The 15,619-nt window shown below is 69.1% G+C and carries 18 protein-coding genes; 15 read left to right on the top strand and 3 right to left on the bottom strand.

All coding sequences use genetic code 11. The annotated features are described in order from the left end of the window. The first annotated feature begins 195 nt into the window (after positions 1-195). The 10 genes from SB771_RS20520 to ligD all read left to right on the top strand — a co-directional run bounded on the left by SB771_RS20520 (position 196) and on the right by ligD (position 9,896). Positions 196-453 (top strand): hypothetical protein, encoded by a 258-nt coding sequence (locus SB771_RS20520; RefSeq protein WP_126223740.1) that lies wholly within the window; start codon positions 196-198, stop codon positions 451-453. Further along, on the top strand, positions 450-761 hold the full coding sequence (locus SB771_RS20515; protein ID WP_175661210.1) for a hypothetical protein: 312 nt from the start codon (positions 450-452) through the stop codon (positions 759-761). The genes SB771_RS20520 and SB771_RS20515 overlap by 4 nt, the downstream gene beginning before the upstream one ends. 49 nt (positions 762-810) lie before the next feature. After that, complete coding sequence (locus SB771_RS20510; RefSeq protein ID WP_012372660.1) at positions 811-1,119, top strand: hypothetical protein; 309 nt, start codon at positions 811-813, stop codon at positions 1,117-1,119. 329 nt (positions 1,120-1,448) lie between these two features. Then, the gene (locus SB771_RS20505; RefSeq protein WP_175661211.1) at positions 1,449-2,888 is read left to right on the top strand and encodes an RNA polymerase factor sigma-54; all 1,440 of its coding nucleotides are present in this window, start codon (positions 1,449-1,451) and stop codon (positions 2,886-2,888) included. A gap of 69 nt (positions 2,889-2,957) precedes the next feature. Continuing rightward, positions 2,958-3,140, top strand: a complete 183-nt coding sequence (locus SB771_RS20500; RefSeq protein WP_011660519.1) for a DUF3008 family protein — start codon at positions 2,958-2,960, stop codon at positions 3,138-3,140. Between the two features lie 54 nt (positions 3,141-3,194). Then, positions 3,195-3,356, top strand: coding sequence for a DUF1328 family protein (locus tag SB771_RS20495; RefSeq protein ID WP_006498332.1), 162 nt, complete (start codon positions 3,195-3,197; stop codon positions 3,354-3,356). After that, entirely contained in the window at positions 3,353-3,739 is a 387-nt protein-coding gene (locus tag SB771_RS20490; RefSeq protein WP_175661212.1) for a DUF3022 domain-containing protein, read from the top strand. The genes SB771_RS20495 and SB771_RS20490 overlap by 4 nt, the downstream gene beginning before the upstream one ends. 160 nt (positions 3,740-3,899) lie before the next feature. Beyond that, a complete protein-coding gene (gene katE, locus SB771_RS20485) occupies positions 3,900-6,008 on the top strand; it encodes a catalase HPII (RefSeq protein ID WP_165754625.1) in 2,109 nt (702 codons plus the stop codon). 57 nt (positions 6,009-6,065) lie between these two features. Beyond that, positions 6,066-7,073, top strand: coding sequence for a Ku protein (locus SB771_RS20480; RefSeq protein WP_175661213.1), 1,008 nt, complete (start codon positions 6,066-6,068; stop codon positions 7,071-7,073). A gap of 24 nt (positions 7,074-7,097) precedes the next feature. Then, complete coding sequence (gene ligD / locus SB771_RS20475) at positions 7,098-9,896, top strand: DNA ligase D (RefSeq protein WP_175661214.1); 2,799 nt, start codon at positions 7,098-7,100, stop codon at positions 9,894-9,896. 5 nt (positions 9,897-9,901) lie between these two features. Here the strand turns inward: ligD and SB771_RS20470 are convergent, their stop codons facing one another. Together SB771_RS20470 and SB771_RS20465 are read right to left on the bottom strand one after the other, a co-directional pair. Continuing rightward, complete coding sequence (locus SB771_RS20470; protein WP_012372655.1) at positions 9,902-11,227, bottom strand: cation:proton antiporter; 1,326 nt, start codon at positions 11,225-11,227, stop codon at positions 9,902-9,904. A 42-nt stretch (positions 11,228-11,269) separates the two neighbouring features. Continuing rightward, the gene (locus SB771_RS20465) at positions 11,270-11,626 is read right to left on the bottom strand and encodes a DUF3175 domain-containing protein (RefSeq protein WP_175661215.1); all 357 of its coding nucleotides are present in this window, start codon (positions 11,624-11,626) and stop codon (positions 11,270-11,272) included. 140 nt (positions 11,627-11,766) lie between these two features. Here SB771_RS20465 and SB771_RS20460 point away from each other — a divergent pair, with 140 nt between their 5' ends. From SB771_RS20460 to SB771_RS20440, 5 genes are all read left to right on the top strand, one after another. Continuing rightward, positions 11,767-12,186 carry a hypothetical protein gene (locus tag SB771_RS20460; protein WP_175661216.1) on the top strand — a complete coding sequence of 140 codons (420 nt, stop codon included), beginning with the start codon at positions 11,767-11,769 and terminating at the stop codon, positions 12,184-12,186. Positions 12,187-12,277: 91 nt separating this feature from the next. Further along, positions 12,278-12,643 (top strand): DUF3022 domain-containing protein, encoded by a 366-nt coding sequence (locus SB771_RS20455; protein ID WP_175661217.1) that lies wholly within the window; start codon positions 12,278-12,280, stop codon positions 12,641-12,643. 241 nt (positions 12,644-12,884) lie between these two features. Then, positions 12,885-13,433: a type 1 glutamine amidotransferase domain-containing protein gene (locus tag SB771_RS20450; protein ID WP_175661218.1), complete on the top strand. Its 549-nt coding sequence runs from the start codon at positions 12,885-12,887 to the stop codon at positions 13,431-13,433. A gap of 3 nt (positions 13,434-13,436) precedes the next feature. Next, positions 13,437-13,778, top strand: a complete 342-nt coding sequence (locus SB771_RS20445; protein ID WP_011660510.1) for a DUF1488 domain-containing protein — start codon at positions 13,437-13,439, stop codon at positions 13,776-13,778. 270 nt (positions 13,779-14,048) lie between these two features. Beyond that, positions 14,049-14,258, top strand: coding sequence for a hypothetical protein (locus SB771_RS20440; RefSeq protein ID WP_175661219.1), 210 nt, complete (start codon positions 14,049-14,051; stop codon positions 14,256-14,258). A gap of 61 nt (positions 14,259-14,319) precedes the next feature. Here the strand turns inward: SB771_RS20440 and SB771_RS20435 are convergent, their stop codons facing one another. Further along, positions 14,320-15,567 carry a phosphatidylserine decarboxylase family protein gene (locus tag SB771_RS20435; protein WP_175661220.1) on the bottom strand — a complete coding sequence of 416 codons (1,248 nt, stop codon included), beginning with the start codon at positions 15,565-15,567 and terminating at the stop codon, positions 14,320-14,322. Positions 15,568-15,619: the final 52 nt, after the last annotated feature.

Below are 15,619 nucleotides of genomic sequence, written 5' to 3'. Positions count from 1 at the left end.
GAGGGCAGGTGGAGGGCACGCGGAGGGCCGTGGACGGCCCGCGGACGGCACGCGGACAACCATGCGAACGCACCGCGGACACCACGCGAACGCCCCGCGCCCGGCACGCGGCTTGCGGATCAGGGGTGCGTAGACCCTCGAGCGGCGTGCGCTCGCGCACCACCGGTCCGGGCCGTTGAGGAGCGACACGATCGAATGCCCATGAATCGACACCCCGCCCAGTCGTTGCACCGGCCCGAGCCGCCGCCGCCCGGCATCACGCCGGAGCCCGAGCCGCCCGAGCCGGATATCGTGCCGCCCGGCACACCCGAACCGTTTCACGATCCGGAGGGCGATCCGCCCGTGCACCCGCCGCCGGAACGCGAGCCGCCGACCCGGGAGCCGCCGGTTCACGCGCTGCCGACGGGCGTGCCGCCGGCCGCGTTCACCCCATCCATGGAGGGCCCACGATGAGCATCAGCGTGAAACCCGGCATGCTGCGCGACATGGCCGAGACCCTCGGCCGCCATTTCGAGGCGCGCGCGATGCCGTTCCATGTCGAGGAGCAGCCGTCCGGCGCGCTGCATTTCGGCTTCCGCGTCGACGGCCATCCGGCGTCGCTGACCGTCACCTTCGACGCCGACGCGTTCGCGGCGCTCGAACAGGCCGGCACCGACCGCCAACGCGGCGCACTGACGCGCGTCGCGGCCGAATTCGACACGATGATGGCGCGTCGCGCGCCGACCGCGTACGCGGGCGATTTCCATTTCAACCGGCTCTGAGCCGTGCCGCGATGGCCGGCCAGCGCCGCCGATTCCACGGAGGATTCCGATGAAGCCGATCCAGACGATACGCGTAGGCGCATGTGCGTTCGCCGCCGCGTGCGCGCTGGGCGCATGCACGCAACCGCAAACCTATGGCCCGCGCGGCGCGCCGCCGGCGCCGCCGGGCGCGCATGGCGCGTCGCCGACCACGACCATGCCGGACGCGAATACGCGCTACGACACGCGTCCGTCGCCGCACAACACGATGCCCGCGGGCGCGACTGGCGGCGCGGCGGTCGACGTGCCGCAGCCGGGGCCGAACGGCGTGGAGGGCGACCGGCCGTTGCCGGGCACGCCACCGCTGATGCAGTACTGACCTGACGCGGTACGCATCGCCGGGGGAGGCTGCCGAGCGACGAAGCACCGAAGCACCGAAGCACCGAAGCACCGAAGCACCGAAGCACCGAAGCACCGAAGCACCGAAGCACCGAAGGACGCGATGCCGTCCATTCATTCCGGCGCCCGCGCCCTGCGCGAATTTCGTGCCCCCTAACTTCCCGGCGCTTGTAAAAAAGCGGCTTCGAAGCCCCCGGATCATATGGTGCGAAGCGGCGAAAGCCTTGCCAGACGGCGGTTCGCCGCCCTGGCATGAAAGGTGCATGAATTCCTGCACGTGAATTTCGCACACAGTCAGGAGGGGCATCGATGTCCGTCACGCTTGCGCTCCAGATGCGACAGCATCTGGCACTCACACCGAGGCTGCAGCAATCGCTGCGTCTGTTGCAGCTGTCTTCGCTCGAATTCCAGCAGGAATTGCGGCAGGCGCTCGACTCGAATCCGTTTCTCGAAGATGGCCAGGGCGACGACGAAGCCGTCGCCGAGACCGACGCGCCAGACCATCCGGCCGAAACCGCCGCGCCCGAGCCCGTGCCCGATGGCGATGACGTGCGTCCACCGGACGGCGACATGTCGTACACGGCCGCCCCGGCGCCTCGCACCACGGGCAGGCAGGGCGACGACGTCAGCGACCTGTCGCCCGGCGAATGGATGGCCGCCGAACCGTCGCTGCACCAGCAGCTGCACGACGCGCTGCGTCTCTATCCGCTGAACCGGCGCGACCGCGAGGCCGCGCGCATCGTGATCGACGCGCTCGACGAGGACGGCTACCTGCGGCAGGAGTTGTCCGAGCTGCTGGTCGCGGCCGATCCCGCGCTGCTGCTGTCGGAACAGGATCTCGGGGTTGCGTTGCGGCTCGTGCAGATGCTCGACCGCCCGGGGATCGCCGCACGGTCACTGTCCGAATGCCTGCTGCTGCAGCTCGACGCGATTCCCGCCGGCACGCCGGCGCTCGCGGAAGCGAAGGTGATCGCGCGCGAACATCTCGAACGGCTCGCGCGGCGCGAGACCGCCGAAATTCAGCGGCGCGTCGGCTGCAGCCAGGCGACGATGCAGGCCGCGTGCGCACTGGTACGCGGGCTCGATCCGCGCCCCGGCAATCACTACGGCAGCACGCGCGGCGACTACGTAGTGCCCGACGTGATCGTGCGCCAGGTGCGCGACGAATGGATCGTGACGATCAACCCGGCCGTGCTGCCGCGCGCGCGGCTGCACGAACGCTATGCGACGCTGTTCGCGCAGTCGAGCGGCGAGCGCGATTCGCCGCTCGGCCAGCAATTGCAGGAAGCGCGCTGGCTGATCCGCAACGTGCAGAAGCGCTTCGACACGATCCAGCGCGTCGGCGAATGCATCGTTGCGCGGCAGCGCGACTTCTTCCGCTACGGCGAGATCGCGATGAAGCCGCTCGTGCTGCGCGATATCGCGGAAGAGCTCGACCTGCACGAATCGACGGTGTCGCGTGCGACGGGCAACAAGTACATGGCCACGCCGCACGGCACGTTCGAGTTCAAGCACTTCTTCCCGCGCAAGCTGGAAGCGGCCGGCAAGGGCGTGTGCTCGGCGTCGGCCGCGAAGGTGCTGATCCGCGACATGATCGCGGCCGAGCGCCATACCGACCCGCTGTCCGATGTCGCGCTCGCGCAGAACCTCGCGGGGCGCGGCATCCTTCTTGCGCGTCGTACGGTGACCAAGTATCGCCAGGCCATGAAGATCCCGCCGGCCGAGTTGCGTCGGCGCGACGCTGCCTGACGATACCGTCCGAACCGCGCGCGGCCCGCGAGTTGCGACCGTCGCGCGCGCCACCGAAAGGAGGAAATCATGCCAGCCAAATCCCAGGCCCAGCAGCGCGCGGCGGGGGCCGCCCTGTCGGCCAAGCGCGGTGACACGAAAATGAAGGATCTGAAGGCGCCGTCGAAGTCGATGGCCAAGTCGATGAGCGAGAAGGAGCTCGAGAAAATGGCTTCGACGCCGGCACACGGCAAACCCAAGCACAAGCATTGATCGACGGCGACCCGCGCCGACGATCGTCGTTCTTCAGGACTCCAGGAGGAATTCATGCTGAGATATGCCATCATCTTCTTCGTCATCGCGATCATCGCGGCCGTGTTCGGCTTCGGCGGCATCGCGGCCGGTGCGGCCGAGATCGCGAAGATCCTGTTCTACATCTTCGTCGTGATCTTCCTGGTCACGTTGCTGCTGGGTGTCGTACGCCGATGACGGCCACCCCCGACCGTTCGCAGCGCATCGCGGAACTCGAGACTGCGCTCGCGAACGGCTTTCCATCGGAGTCGACCCTCGTCGTGCATACCGACGACGCATCGGGCCGGCTCACGATTCAGGTGTCATGGGTGCGGGTGCCGGCCGATGAAAACGCGCGTCAATGGCGCTGCGTGGTCGACCTGCGCTTCGATCCCGACGTGCTCACGCGCTATGCGTCGCTCGGCGCGGACGACCGGCTGCGCGTGCGCACCCGGCTGTGCGACCTCGCGCGGCGCGCGGTGGACGAACAAAAGCCGCGTGTCGACGACGCCGAGATCGAATGCAATGTCGCGCTCGACGTGACGCGCGACGAGCTCGACAGCGCGTTGCGCGCGCCCTGACGCAGGCGCCGCAGCCTGCAGCGACACCGCAGGCGGGCCGCCGCGGCATACGCCGCGCGGCTCGCCCGTTTTACGTGCCGGCAGCCGTGTGCGCCGCTACGCGCCCGTACACGCCGCCCTTCACAGAACCGAAACCGAACCGATACGAGAGGACGCGCGCATGACCAATCCCCCGCAATCCGGCAATCCGACGCCCAACCCGCCGCAACCCGACAGCGCGAAGTCGCGCCAGCTCGACGAGAATCGGCTGCGGCCCGACGGCGAGGCGCTGCGCACCAACCAGGGCGTGCGCATCGCCGACAACCAGAACACGCTGCGCGGCGGTGCGCGCGGCCCGTCGCTGCTCGAAGACTTCATCATGCGCGAGAAGATCACGCACTTCGATCACGAACGGATTCCCGAACGCGTCGTGCACGCGCGCGGCTCGGCCGCGCACGGCGTGTTTCGCGTCTACGAGCCGATGGCCGACTATACGAAGGCCGCGTTCTTGCAGGACCCGGCCGCCGAAACGCCGGTGTACGTGCGCTTTTCCACCGTGCAGGGCCCGCGCGGCTCGGCCGACACGGTGCGCGACGTGCGCGGCTTCGCGGTGAAGTTCTACACCGAAGAGGGCAACTACGACCTGGTCGGCAACAACATGCCGGTGTTCTTCATCCAGGACGCGATCAAGTTTCCCGACTTCGTGCATGCGGTGAAGCCCGAGGCGCCGAACGAGATGCCGACCGGCGCGTCCGCGCACGACACGTTCTGGGATTTCGTATCGCTCGTGCCCGAAACCACGCATACGGTGCTGTGGCTGATGTCCGACCGCGCGTTGCCCGCAAGTTTTCGCGCGATGGACGGCTTCGGCGTGCACACGTTCCGCTTCGTGAACGCGGCCGGCGCCGAGCATTTCGTGAAGTTCCACTGGCGGCCCGTGAGCGGCGCGTATTCGCTGCTGTGGGACGAAGCGCAGCGCATCGCCGGCCACGACCCCGATTTCAATCGGCGCGACCTGTGGATGGCGATCGAGCGCGGCGACTATCCGGAGTTCGAGCTCGGCGTGCAGCTGATCGATCCCGCCGACGCGAACAAGTTCGACTTCGATCTGCTCGACCCGACCAAGCTGGTGCCGGAGGAACTCGTGCCGGTGCGCCCGATCGGCCGCATGACGCTGAACCGCAACCCGGACAACTTCTTCGCGGAGACCGAGCAGGTGGCGTTTCACCCGGGGCACGTGGTGCCCGGCATCGACTTCACGAACGATCCGCTGCTGCAGGGGCGCCTGTTCTCGTACACCGACACGCAGCTGAGCCGGCTCGGCGGCCCGAACTTTCACGAGATTCCGATCAACCGGCCGGTGTGCCCGTTCGCGAACAACCAGCGCGATGCGATGCACCGGCAGACGATCGCGGTCGGGCAGGCGTCGTACGAACCGAATTCGCTGAACGGCGGCTGGCCGCGCGAGACGCCGCCCGCGCCGTCCGGCGGCGGCTTCGAGACCGTGCACGAACCGCTCGAAGGCGACAAGGTGCGCGTGCGCAGCGAAACGTTCGCCGATCATTTCTCGCAGCCGGCGCTGTTCTACCAGAGCATGACCGAGATCGAGCAGCGGCATATCCGCGACGCGTACTGCTTCGAGCTCGGCAAGGTGACGAAGCCGGAGATTCGCGAACGCGTGGTCAACGAGATCATCGCGCGGTTCGACGCGGGGCTGGCCGCGCAGGTCGCCGAACGGCTCGGGCTGCCGGCGCCGCAAACGGCCACGACGCCGGCAGTCAAGCAGCGCGCGCCGTCGTTGAGCCTGATCGGCCGGTCGAAGCCCGGTATGCGCTCGCGCAAGATCGCGCTGATCGCGACGCCCGGCGTGAGCCAGACGCTCGTCGAGCAGGTGCGCGGCGAGCTGACGTCCGCAGGTGCTGTGCCGACCATTGTCGCGCCGACCCTCGCGCCGATCGGCAGCATCGTGCCGCAGGCGACGCTCGCCGGGATGCCGTCGGTGATGTTCGACGCGGTGTTCGTGTGCGGCGGCGACGGCGATGGTCGCAATCTCGCGCACAGTGCCGACGCGCGGCACTTCGTGCGCGAGGCGTTCAAGCACCTGAAGCCGATCGCGGCGGTCGGCTCCGGGCGTCAGTTGCTGAGCGCCGCGCATCTGCCGGATCCGGCCGAGGGCGTGTGCGTCGCGCAAGCGGCCGATCTCGACGCGCTGCTGCGCACGTTTTCGGACGAGATCGGCCGGCATCGGGTCTGGTCGCGCGAGCAGCAGGCGGCCGAGCTGCCGGCATAGCGTCGCACGGCGCCTGCCCCTTCGGGGGCGGGCGCGGGTGCGGCAAGGAGGACAGGCATGGCACCGCGGATGATATGGAAAGGCGCGATCAGTTTCGGGCTGGTTCACGTGCCCGTGCAGCTGTTCCCGGCGACACGCACCGTGAAGCCGTCGTTCCGGCTGCTCGACAAGCGCTCGATGGATCCGGTCGGCTATCGGCAGATCAACAAGCGCACCGGCAAGGAGGTCACGCGCGAGGACATCGTGCGCGGCTACGAGTACGAGAAGGAGCGCTACGTTGTACTGACCGACGAAGAGATTCGCGCGGCGAACCCCGAATCGACGCAGACGGTCGACATTCTCACGTTCGTCGACGCGGACGCGGTGTCGTTCCTGTATCTCGACACGCCGTACTATCTCGTGCCGGATCGCAAGGGCGAGAAGGTCTATGCGCTGCTGCGCGAGGCACTGAAGGACAGCGGCAAGATCGGCATCGCGCTCGTCGTGATGCGCGACCGCCAGCATCTCGGCGCGCTGATTCCGGTCGGGCCGCTGCTCGCGCTCGACACGTTGCGCTGGCAGGAGGAACTGCGTCCGCTCGACGAACTGTCGGTGCCGACGGAGGACGCGAAGCACGCGGGCGTGACCGCGCGCGAGCTGACGATGGCGAAGAAGCTGATCGACGACATGGCGGGCAAGTGGACGCCCGACGAGTATCACGACACGTTCCGCGACGACATCCTCGAACTGGTCGAACGCAAGGTGCGCTCGGGCAAGATCGAGGAGATCGAGGACCGGCCGGCGCAGACGGGCCGTGCCGCGACCAACGTGGTCGACCTCACCGAGCTGCTCAAGCGCAGCCTGAAGGGCGGCGGCGGCGCGCGCGCATCGGACCTGCGCGATGAACGCGCGGAAGAGGAGGCGGAGACGTCGCCGCCCGCCGGCGCACGTCGCAAGCCGGCCACGAAATCCGCGTCGAAAGGCGCGGCCACAAAGACCGCGGCGAAGCGGCCGGCCGCGAAACGCGCGGCGACGGGCGCACATGCGGCGAAGAAAACCGCCGTGCGCGGCAAGCACGCCGCATGATGCCGCACGACGCGAGGTGATGCGATGGCCGGCAAGCTCGATCCGTATCGGCGCAAGCGCCACTTCGGCGCGACGCCGGAACCCGAAGGCGCGCACGGGCACCGTGCGAAGGCCGGTTCGAAGCCCGCCGCGCGCGCGAGCGCACGGGGCACTCACCCGCTGCGCTTCGTGATCCAGGAGCACCACGCGCGGCGACTGCACTACGACTTTCGGCTCGAACTCGACGGCACGCTGAAGTCGTGGGCCGTGCCGAAGGGGCCGAGCTTCGATCCGTCGGTGAAGCGCCTGGCGGTGCACGTCGAGGACCATCCGCTCGAATACGCGTCGTTCGAAGGCCAGATTCCGGAGGGCCATTACGGCGCGGGCTCGGTCGTCGTCTGGGACGAAGGCACGTGGACGCCCGATGGCGGCCTCGCGCAGGCACGCGAAGGCTATCGCGCGGGCAAGCTGACGTTCCGGCTCGACGGCGAAAAGCTGCACGGCGGCTGGGCGCTCGTGCGCAGCGGGCGGCAGGAGGGGCGGCAGGAGCAGTGGCTGCTGATCAAGGAGCGCGACGACGACGCGCGCAGCATGGACGAATTCGACGTCGTCGGCGAGCGGCCGGGCAGTGTGCACGACGGCGCGGCGTCGGCGCGGGCGGACGCGAAGAACGGCTCGGCGCGCGGGTCGCGAAGCGGGCAGCGCGAGAAGCCCGGCACGCACGCCGCGCGGCATGACGACCGCGGCCACGACGACCACGCCGGCGCACCCATCGACCCTTCCCGGATCGAAGGCGCGGTGCGCGCGCCACTGCCCGAGCACGTCGCGCCGCAACTCGCGACGCTGGTCGACGGTCCGTCGACGCAGGGCGACTGGTGCTATGAACTGAAGTTCGACGGCTACCGGATTCTTGCCCGAATTTCCGGCAAGGGCGCGCGCCGGCATGTGAAGCTGATGACGCGCGAAGGCCGCGACTGGACCGCGAAGCTGCGCGCGCAACGCGACGCGCTCGCGGCGCTCGACGTCGACGCCGCGTGGCTCGACGGCGAGGCCGTCGTGCTCGGCAAGAACGGCCTGCCCGATTTTCAGGCGCTGCAGAACGCATTCGGCGCCGGGCATTCGGACGAGATCACGCTGTTCGTGTTCGACCTGCCATATCTCGACGGTTACGACCTGCGCGACGCGCCGCTGACCGCGCGCCGCGCGTTGCTCGAACCGCTGCTCGCCGACAGCGACCCCACGCGGCTGCGCTTTTCGCCCGATCTCGGCGACGACGTCGCTTCGCTGATCGCGAGCGCATGCGACACCGGCCTCGAAGGGCTGATCGGCAAGCGCGCCGAGTCGCGCTATCGCGCCGGACGCTCGCCCGCGTGGATCAAGCTCAAGTGCCGGCGCCGGCAGGAGTTCGTGATCGGCGGCTATACCGAGCCGTCGGGCAGCCGGCACGGCTTCGGCGCGCTGCTGCTGGGCGTGCACGAACCGGCCGCGGACGGCAAGCGGCGGCGCGGGCCGGGGCCGCTGCGCTATGTCGGGCGCGTCGGCACCGGCTTCGACACGCGGATGCTCGACCGGCTTACCCCCATCCTGCGCAAGCACGAGCGCGACACGATGCCGTTCGATCCGCCGCCGCGCGAACGCTCGCGCACGCCCGTGCACTGGATCGAGCCGGTGCTCGTCGCCGAATGCGAATTCGCGGAATGGACCGGCGACGGCATCGTGCGGCAGGCCGCGTTCATCGCGCTGCGCGAGGACAAGCCGGCGGCACGGATCGTCCGCGAGGTGCCGAAGCATACGGAAACGGAGGTGCAGATGGATCAGCGTGAAACCACCCAGCACGAAAGACACAAACCCAAGGGCACGGCGCACGCAGAGCGCGACACCAGCGACACGAACGACGGCAAGCACCCCGCGCGCTCACGCGGTTCCCGTCGCGCCGAGGCCGACGATACCGGCCCCGACCAGCTCGGCCGCGTGCGCATCACCCATCCGGAGCGCGTGATCGATTCGCACAGCGGCACGCGCAAGATCGATCTGGCGCGCTACTGGCAATGGGTCGCGCCGTGGCTGCTGCGGGACCTGAAGGGCCGCCCTGTGTCGCTCGTGCGCGCGCCGGGCGACATCTCGGGCGAGCTGTTCTTCCAGAAGCACGCGGAGCGCCGCGAGATCCCGTTCGTCACGCAGCACGACGGGCTCGATCCGGGCCATGGCCCGCTGCTGTCGCTCGACAGCGTCGATGCGCTGCTCGGCGCCGCGCAGATGGGCACGATCGAGCTGCATACGTGGAATGCGCACGCGTCGAACATCGAGCGCCCCGACCGGATCGTGTTCGACCTCGACCCCGATCCGGCGCTGCCGTGGAGCGCGATGATCGACGCCGCGCAGCTCGTGCGCGGGCTGCTCGACGAACTCGGTCTCATCTCGTTCTGCAAGACGAGCGGCGGCAAGGGGCTGCACGTCGTCGTGCCGATCACGCGGCACATGGGATGGGACGAAGTGAAGGACTTCTCGCGCGCGGTCGCGCAGCATGTCGCGGGTGCGTTGCCCGATCGCTTCACCGCGACGATGGGCCCGAAGCACCGGCGCGGCAAGATCTTCATCGACTATCTGCGCAACGGCCGCGGCGCGAGCACGATCGCCGCGTATTCGGTGCGCGCGCGGCCCGGCCTCGGCGTGTCGGTGCCGCTGCGCTGGGACGAGGTGCCCGACACGACGGGCGGCGCGCAATGGACGATCGACACGCTGCACGAGCGCCTCGATCGACTGAAGCGCGATCCGTGGGACGGCTATGACGACACGCGCCAGCGGATCACCGCTCAGATGCGCGCGCGGCTCGGCACGTCGTGACGCAATCAGGGTCCGCGCCGGTGCTGCAGACGGTAATACCAATCCATCAGCGGCGTCGCGGAGATCCCGTGCGCGATCACCGACGCCACCACGACGGCAAGCACCGGCGCCGCGAGCGGCCGCACGGTGCTGGATGGCCCGTGTTCGAGCGCGAACAGCAGGTAGTAGAACGAACCGATCCCGCGTATCCCGAACCAGGCCATCAACCGCCGCTGCGCAAGCGTCGCGTGTGAGCCGGTGAGCGTCAGCAGCACCGCGAACGGCCGCACGGCGACGAACAGCACCAGCGCCAGCGCAATCGCGCCCCACGTGACGAGCGGAGCCGACAGCGTACCGAGCACGCTGCCGATCATCGTCATCACGAGCGCCTCGGCGATCCGCTCGAGTTCGATCGTGAAATCGAGCACCGATTCGGCCATGAACGCGTGGACTTTCTCCGGATGTTTCTCGGTCGCGCTCACGTCTTCCGAATCGACCTGGCCGATCACCTCGCGCGGCGGGCGATCGCCGCTCGCACGATGCTCGACGCGGCGCATCGCGACGCCCGCGGCGAACGTCGCGATGAAGCCGAACGTATGCGCGAACTGCGCGGCGCCGAACGACAGCACGATCAGCGCGAGCGCGAAGAAGCCTTCGAAGCCGAGCGCCTGCGCATAGCGGGTGCGCAACCGGCCGATCGCCTTGGTCGTGGCCGCGCCGAGCAGCCCGCCGATCGCGGCCGCGCCCGCGATGCCCCACAGCACGGCCAGTGCGAACGTGCCGGACAACGGCGGCGGCCCGTGCGGCGTATCGGGCACGCCGCACAGCGCGAGGCCGGCGAGCGCGAACGGTAGCGCGATCCCGTCGTTCATCCCGCCTTCGCCGGACAGCGCGAAGCGCACCAGATCGCGGTCGCCGGGATCGTGCACCTGCACGTCGTGCGCGAGCACCGGGTCGGTCGGCGCGAGGATCGCCGCGAGCAGCAGCGCGGGGCCCCAGCCGAGGCCGAGCGTCAGCACCGCGCAGCCGGCGAGCAGCGGCACGGTGACGATCATCGCGAGCAGGCCGAGCCGGCATGGCACGAGCCACAGCTTGTCGGACAGCGGCACGCGCAGCCGCAGCCCGATCGCGAACAGCGACACCAGCAGCGCGACCTCGACGATCTCGCGCAGCAGCCGCGCGTCGCGTTCGATATCGAGGTGGAGAAGCCCGACGCCGGACGGACCGAGCGCGACGCCGAGCACGAGATAGATCATCGCGGTGCTGCACGGCAGACGGCGCAGCGCCGACGTCGCGACGCCCATGCCCATCAGCACCGCGCCGATGATCAGATACCACAGCGTTTCATGCATGCGAGGAAGCTGAATGTTTCGATACGAGGCAGGCGGGGGCCGTCACGGCTTGCGCCCGAACGCCTCGCGCAATTTGCGCTTCGCGCGTTCGAGCGTCGTGCGGCGCGTTTTCGGCAGCGTGCGGCCGGCGCGATTCACGTAGAAGTTCAGCATCGACATCGCCGACTGGAACGGCGTGGCCTTGCGACGGCGGCTATGTTCGGCCGAGCGCTTGAGCGAAGCGGCGATCTCGCCGGGATCGTCCGACTTGAAGATGTCGGGCTCGATGTCGAGCGCATCGCTCTTTTGCATGACGTCCGCGGACCAGCGCTTGCGCGAATGCGAAGCGTGGCCGCGGGTGCGTCCCGGACGGCGGGTCGCGCGTTTACCGTGCGGATGGGAAGCGGAAGCTGAAGGCATGGCGGGGCTCCGTACGGGTTCGGGATGACGGGTGACGGGGCCGCAAGCCGCGTGCCGCGCCGGCTGACCGGCATGGGCCTTGCTGAATCGCATGGGCAGGACATTCCACGACCAGCGATTCCATTGACGGAGAACGCTCCATGAAACCAGCATCCGAATCGAAAGCCGCCGCGCGCCGGATCGCCGCATGCGCGGCCGTCGCGCTCATCGCCGCGGCGCCGGCCGCGTGGGCACAGAATTCGCAACGCCCCGGTGAGGGCACCGGCGCGCCCATTCTGTCGCCGCCGGACGACACGTCGGCGCAGGGAACGGGCGGCATGACCAACGGCAATACCGCGGCGCCGCCGCCGGCGACCCGCATGCAGGAGCCGCGCGGCACCCGCTCGCACGTGCGCCCGCCGGTACGGACCAAGCCGGGCGGCCCGAGCGGGGCCGGAACCGGCGGTAGCGGCAGCACGGGCGGCGGCGGCGCGGCCGGCGGCAGCGCAGGCGGCGGTGGCGCAGGCGCAGGTGGCGGTGGCGCGGGTGGCACCGGCGGCGCGGGTTCCAGCGGTTATTGACGATTCCCGTGTCGCGCCGGCACGGCCGGCGCGGCGCGAGGGCGGCCGGCGGCCTCGCGGCCGTCACGCCGCCACCACGCAGGAGAACATCATGCAATCGAATTACCGAACTACGTTCGACGCAATCGACCTCGATACCGATGACGTCGATAGCGACGAACTCGATACGGCGGTGAATCTCGATGTCGAGACCGGCAGGATCACGTTCCACGCGGCGTGGGCGCTCGCGCCCCATGCGCCGCAGGGCATCGCGCGGCACTCGGTCGTGCTCGCGCTCGACTGCGACACGATGGCGCGCTATGCGGACCTCGACGACGGCGCGCGGATGCGTGTGCACGCGATGCTGCACGACAGCGTGCAGGCCACGCTCGAATCGCTGTCGGAAGCCACCGAGGACCTGACGGTGACGGTCGAACTGACCGACGCGATGCTCGATGCCGCGCGTCACCTGCAATGAGCGCGGCGCGCGCGGTCGCGTTACATATTCCGTTGAAATCTTTGCAGGCGCCGGGCCGCCCGACCTGCGGCGAACCAAGCGCACCACGCGGCGGCATACCTGGGGGCCATCCTTGGCCGCTACCGGGGTCGTGCCCTGTCGAAACCGACTCGTACGATCGCCATCCACGAGGACGCGGCACGCCGTTTGCTTCGCGACGGGCATGGCACGACCGGTGCCGCGACACAACAGGGAGCATTCCATGACAGGCAAGCTGGACCATTGCAAGGTAGCGATACTCGCGGTCGACGGCTTCGAGGAAGCCGAGCTCGTCGAGCCGCAGCGCGCGCTGAAGGCGGAAGGCGCGCAGGTCGACGTGATCTCGCAGAAGCCCGGCGAGATCCAGGGCTTCAGGCACGTCGACAAGGGCGATCGCGTGAAGGTCGACCATACGTTCGACGACGCGCGGATCGGCGATTACGACGCGGTGGTGCTGCCGGGCGGCGTCGTCAACGGCGACGCGATCCGGATGCTGCCGGCCGCGCGCGAATTCGTGACCGCGGCCGTCGGCGCGGGCAAGCCCATCGCGGCGACCTGCCATGGCGGCTGGCTGCTCGTGTCGTCGGGGCTGGTCGAAGGCCGCACGATGACGAGCTGGCCGAGCCTGCAGGACGACATCCGCAACGCGGGCGGCAAGTGGGTCGACGAGGAGGTGGTGCGTGACGGCAACCTGATCACGAGCCGCAAGCCCGACGACCTGCCTGCATTCAACGGCGCGCTGGTGCAGTCCCTCGCGTCGCGAGGAGCGTGAGAGATGCCGACCGAATCCGTTCACCGCGCGAGACTGACCGACGCGCCGCCGGAGTTCGACGGCGCGGTGATGCAGATGCGCTTCGTCGTCGAGTTCGACGGGAAGCCGCAGATCTGCGCGATCACGGTCGAGGCGCTCGAGGATCACTTCGGCGCGCGCTCCGCGCTCGAGGCCGACCTGCGCGAAGCGTTCGAACGCGGCCGTGCACGCATCGAAGCCGCGTGCGCGGAAGTGCTCGCCGACGGCAAGGGCGGCACCGAGCTGCACAGCGGCTACTTCCGCGTGCAGGACAAGGCGGCGGGCAATACGGCCCGCGCCGGCATGGCCCGCTCGCGGAAATCGTAAGTCGCCGGGGGCCAGGTCGCGCGCACGCCGTATCGGGCTCGCCGTCGCGCCGGCGTTGCCGCTCCGTTACACGCGGTTGAAAACTTTGCAGCGGCCGTCACGCGGCTCGCAGGGACACATCGCGCCGCGCGCAGGCCGCGCGCGGCGCGGCTATGTCCCACATACTGGCACGCTCCCTGCATGTAGCTTCCGATGTAGGCGCCCGATGCGCGCCCGCGCCGACGCGGTGCCCTGCCGCCTCGCACGAAGCTGGACACCGGGGAGACGAACATGCTGACAGCCCATGAATTTGCCGCGCTGTTCCTGGTGCATCGCGCGCCGGAGCAGATTCAGAGCGACCGCGACGACGTGGTCGCGCTGGTCGAACAACAGTTGATCGAGATACGTTGTGACGCGTCGGGCGCGAGCCGTCCCGCGCTCACCCCCGACGGATTGTCGATCGTGCAGTGCATGCAACGGCACGGCGGCACCGATGCGTGAGGCAATCGCGTAACGCGATCGCGCCATCGCGCGCCGACACCGACGCCGGCCGGCACGCCGTTCAGCGCGCGATCGCGACCGGCGCGTTGACCTGCACGACGGGCGTATCGTCGTCGAACGGCGGCGCGTGCACGAAGTGGTCGATCACGCCGGGTTCGAACAGCAGGCAGTAGGTCGAGCCGCCGTACTGGAAATAGCCGATCTCCTCGCCCTTGTCGATGCGCTGCCCTGGCATGACCTCGATCACGCACGACGACACGTCGCCCATCCCGACGAACACGCCCACGACGGTCCCAATCCCCGGATCGTCGCAGTCGATCGCGATCACCGCGCGTGCGGCCACCGCCGTCATGTAGCCCTGCGAATCGTTGAGTCCGGCCGGATCGGGGCCTTCGGCTTCGGCGACCGAATAGTAGGTGCCGTCGACGCGGTACGCATGCGTGACGGTGCCGCGCACCGGCGCGTGCCAGCGGTGATAGTTGTACGCGCTCAGATATGCCTGATAGAGGTCGCCGCCGACGAAACGTTCGGCGAGCGGCAGTCGCGCCGGCGTGAAGATGTCGCGCAGCGAATAGGGCTGCCCCTTGATCCAGAACTTGTCGCGGATCTTCAGGCTGGACTCGGTGTGATACGGCTGGGCCTCGCACGCGCTGACGATCACGTGCGGATCGCCCGGCGCCGCGACGGGCCGCGCATCCGCGCGAAACCGGCGCGTGAAGAAGTCGTTCCACGAAGCGAAGCCCCAGTGCGGTTGATCTTCCTGGTACTGAAACTGCGACAGGCCCAGCCGCTCGCGCGCTTCGTCGCAGAACCAGCCGTCGGGCGCCGATGTGTCGAGATGCGTGCACGAATGCGGGCCGCCGAGGAAGTCGCACCATACGTTCAGCACCTGCTTCAGGTGCGCATTGACCGCCGCGTCGCGAAACACCGCGTGGCCCGACGGCATGCACATCGGCCAGTCGAGGAATGCGTTCAGCGGGCACACGATCAGGCTCGATTCGCTGAACGGCGGCGTGTAGGTCATCAGGTGGTCGATCACGGTCATCAACTCGCCGATCGATGTGTAGCCGAGCTTGCGGCCCGATTCGAGCGCCTCGTCGATCGCACGCGTGAGGCTCATGCGCAGCACGGCATTGTCGTCGAACAGCCGCGCGAGTTCCTGCACGGCCGGCGTGCGCAGCCGTTCGCCGGCATGCGCGCGCGCTTCGCCCGCAATTTTTTCACGATACGCGGCCATGTGCGCTTCCTCGCTGGCCATCCATCCGCCGAGGCGATGGCGGGTGGCGGGCGTGCTGCGGTCGGTCGGCATGGTCACCTCCGGTTGGGGTACGAAACGGATAGCAACAAAGAGCAAGGCGCTT

Origin of the sequence: Burkholderia sp. SIMBA_051 (genome assembly GCF_046534915.1) — a bacterium.
Lineage (GTDB): Bacteria > Pseudomonadota > Gammaproteobacteria > Burkholderiales > Burkholderiaceae > Burkholderia > Burkholderia ambifaria.
The sequence above is the reverse complement of the archived record's forward strand: the minus strand, read 5'-3'. Positions and strand labels throughout refer to the sequence as shown.

Bases quoted from the DNA above. Each gene is read 5' to 3' on its own strand.
- SB771_RS20460 (WP_175661216.1), top strand. From the start codon at position 11,767: ATGAAACCAGCATCCGAATCGAAAGCCGCCGCGCGCCGGATCGCCGCA.
- katE (WP_165754625.1), top strand. From the start codon at position 3,900: ATGACCAATCCCCCGCAATCCGGCAATCCGACGCCCAACCCGCCGCAA.
- SB771_RS20465 (WP_175661215.1), bottom strand. From the start codon at position 11,626: ATGCCTTCAGCTTCCGCTTCCCATCCGCACGGTAAACGCGCGACCCGC.
- SB771_RS20435 (WP_175661220.1), bottom strand. From the start codon at position 15,567: ATGCCGACCGACCGCAGCACGCCCGCCACCCGCCATCGCCTCGGCGGA.
- SB771_RS20450 (WP_175661218.1), top strand. From the start codon at position 12,885: ATGACAGGCAAGCTGGACCATTGCAAGGTAGCGATACTCGCGGTCGAC.
- SB771_RS20445 (WP_011660510.1), top strand. From the start codon at position 13,437: ATGCCGACCGAATCCGTTCACCGCGCGAGACTGACCGACGCGCCGCCG.
- SB771_RS20510 (WP_012372660.1), top strand. From the start codon at position 811: ATGAAGCCGATCCAGACGATACGCGTAGGCGCATGTGCGTTCGCCGCC.
- SB771_RS20455 (WP_175661217.1), top strand. From the start codon at position 12,278: ATGCAATCGAATTACCGAACTACGTTCGACGCAATCGACCTCGATACC.
- SB771_RS20500 (WP_011660519.1), top strand. From the start codon at position 2,958: ATGCCAGCCAAATCCCAGGCCCAGCAGCGCGCGGCGGGGGCCGCCCTG.
- SB771_RS20480 (WP_175661213.1), top strand. From the start codon at position 6,066: ATGGCACCGCGGATGATATGGAAAGGCGCGATCAGTTTCGGGCTGGTT.
- SB771_RS20490 (WP_175661212.1), top strand. From the start codon at position 3,353: ATGACGGCCACCCCCGACCGTTCGCAGCGCATCGCGGAACTCGAGACT.
- SB771_RS20505 (WP_175661211.1), top strand. From the start codon at position 1,449: ATGTCCGTCACGCTTGCGCTCCAGATGCGACAGCATCTGGCACTCACA.
- SB771_RS20515 (WP_175661210.1), top strand. From the start codon at position 450: ATGAGCATCAGCGTGAAACCCGGCATGCTGCGCGACATGGCCGAGACC.
- ligD (WP_175661214.1), top strand. From the start codon at position 7,098: ATGGCCGGCAAGCTCGATCCGTATCGGCGCAAGCGCCACTTCGGCGCG.
- SB771_RS20470 (WP_012372655.1), bottom strand. From the start codon at position 11,227: ATGCATGAAACGCTGTGGTATCTGATCATCGGCGCGGTGCTGATGGGC.
- SB771_RS20495 (WP_006498332.1), top strand. From the start codon at position 3,195: ATGCTGAGATATGCCATCATCTTCTTCGTCATCGCGATCATCGCGGCC.
- SB771_RS20440 (WP_175661219.1), top strand. From the start codon at position 14,049: ATGCTGACAGCCCATGAATTTGCCGCGCTGTTCCTGGTGCATCGCGCG.
- SB771_RS20520 (WP_126223740.1), top strand. From the start codon at position 196: ATGCCCATGAATCGACACCCCGCCCAGTCGTTGCACCGGCCCGAGCCG.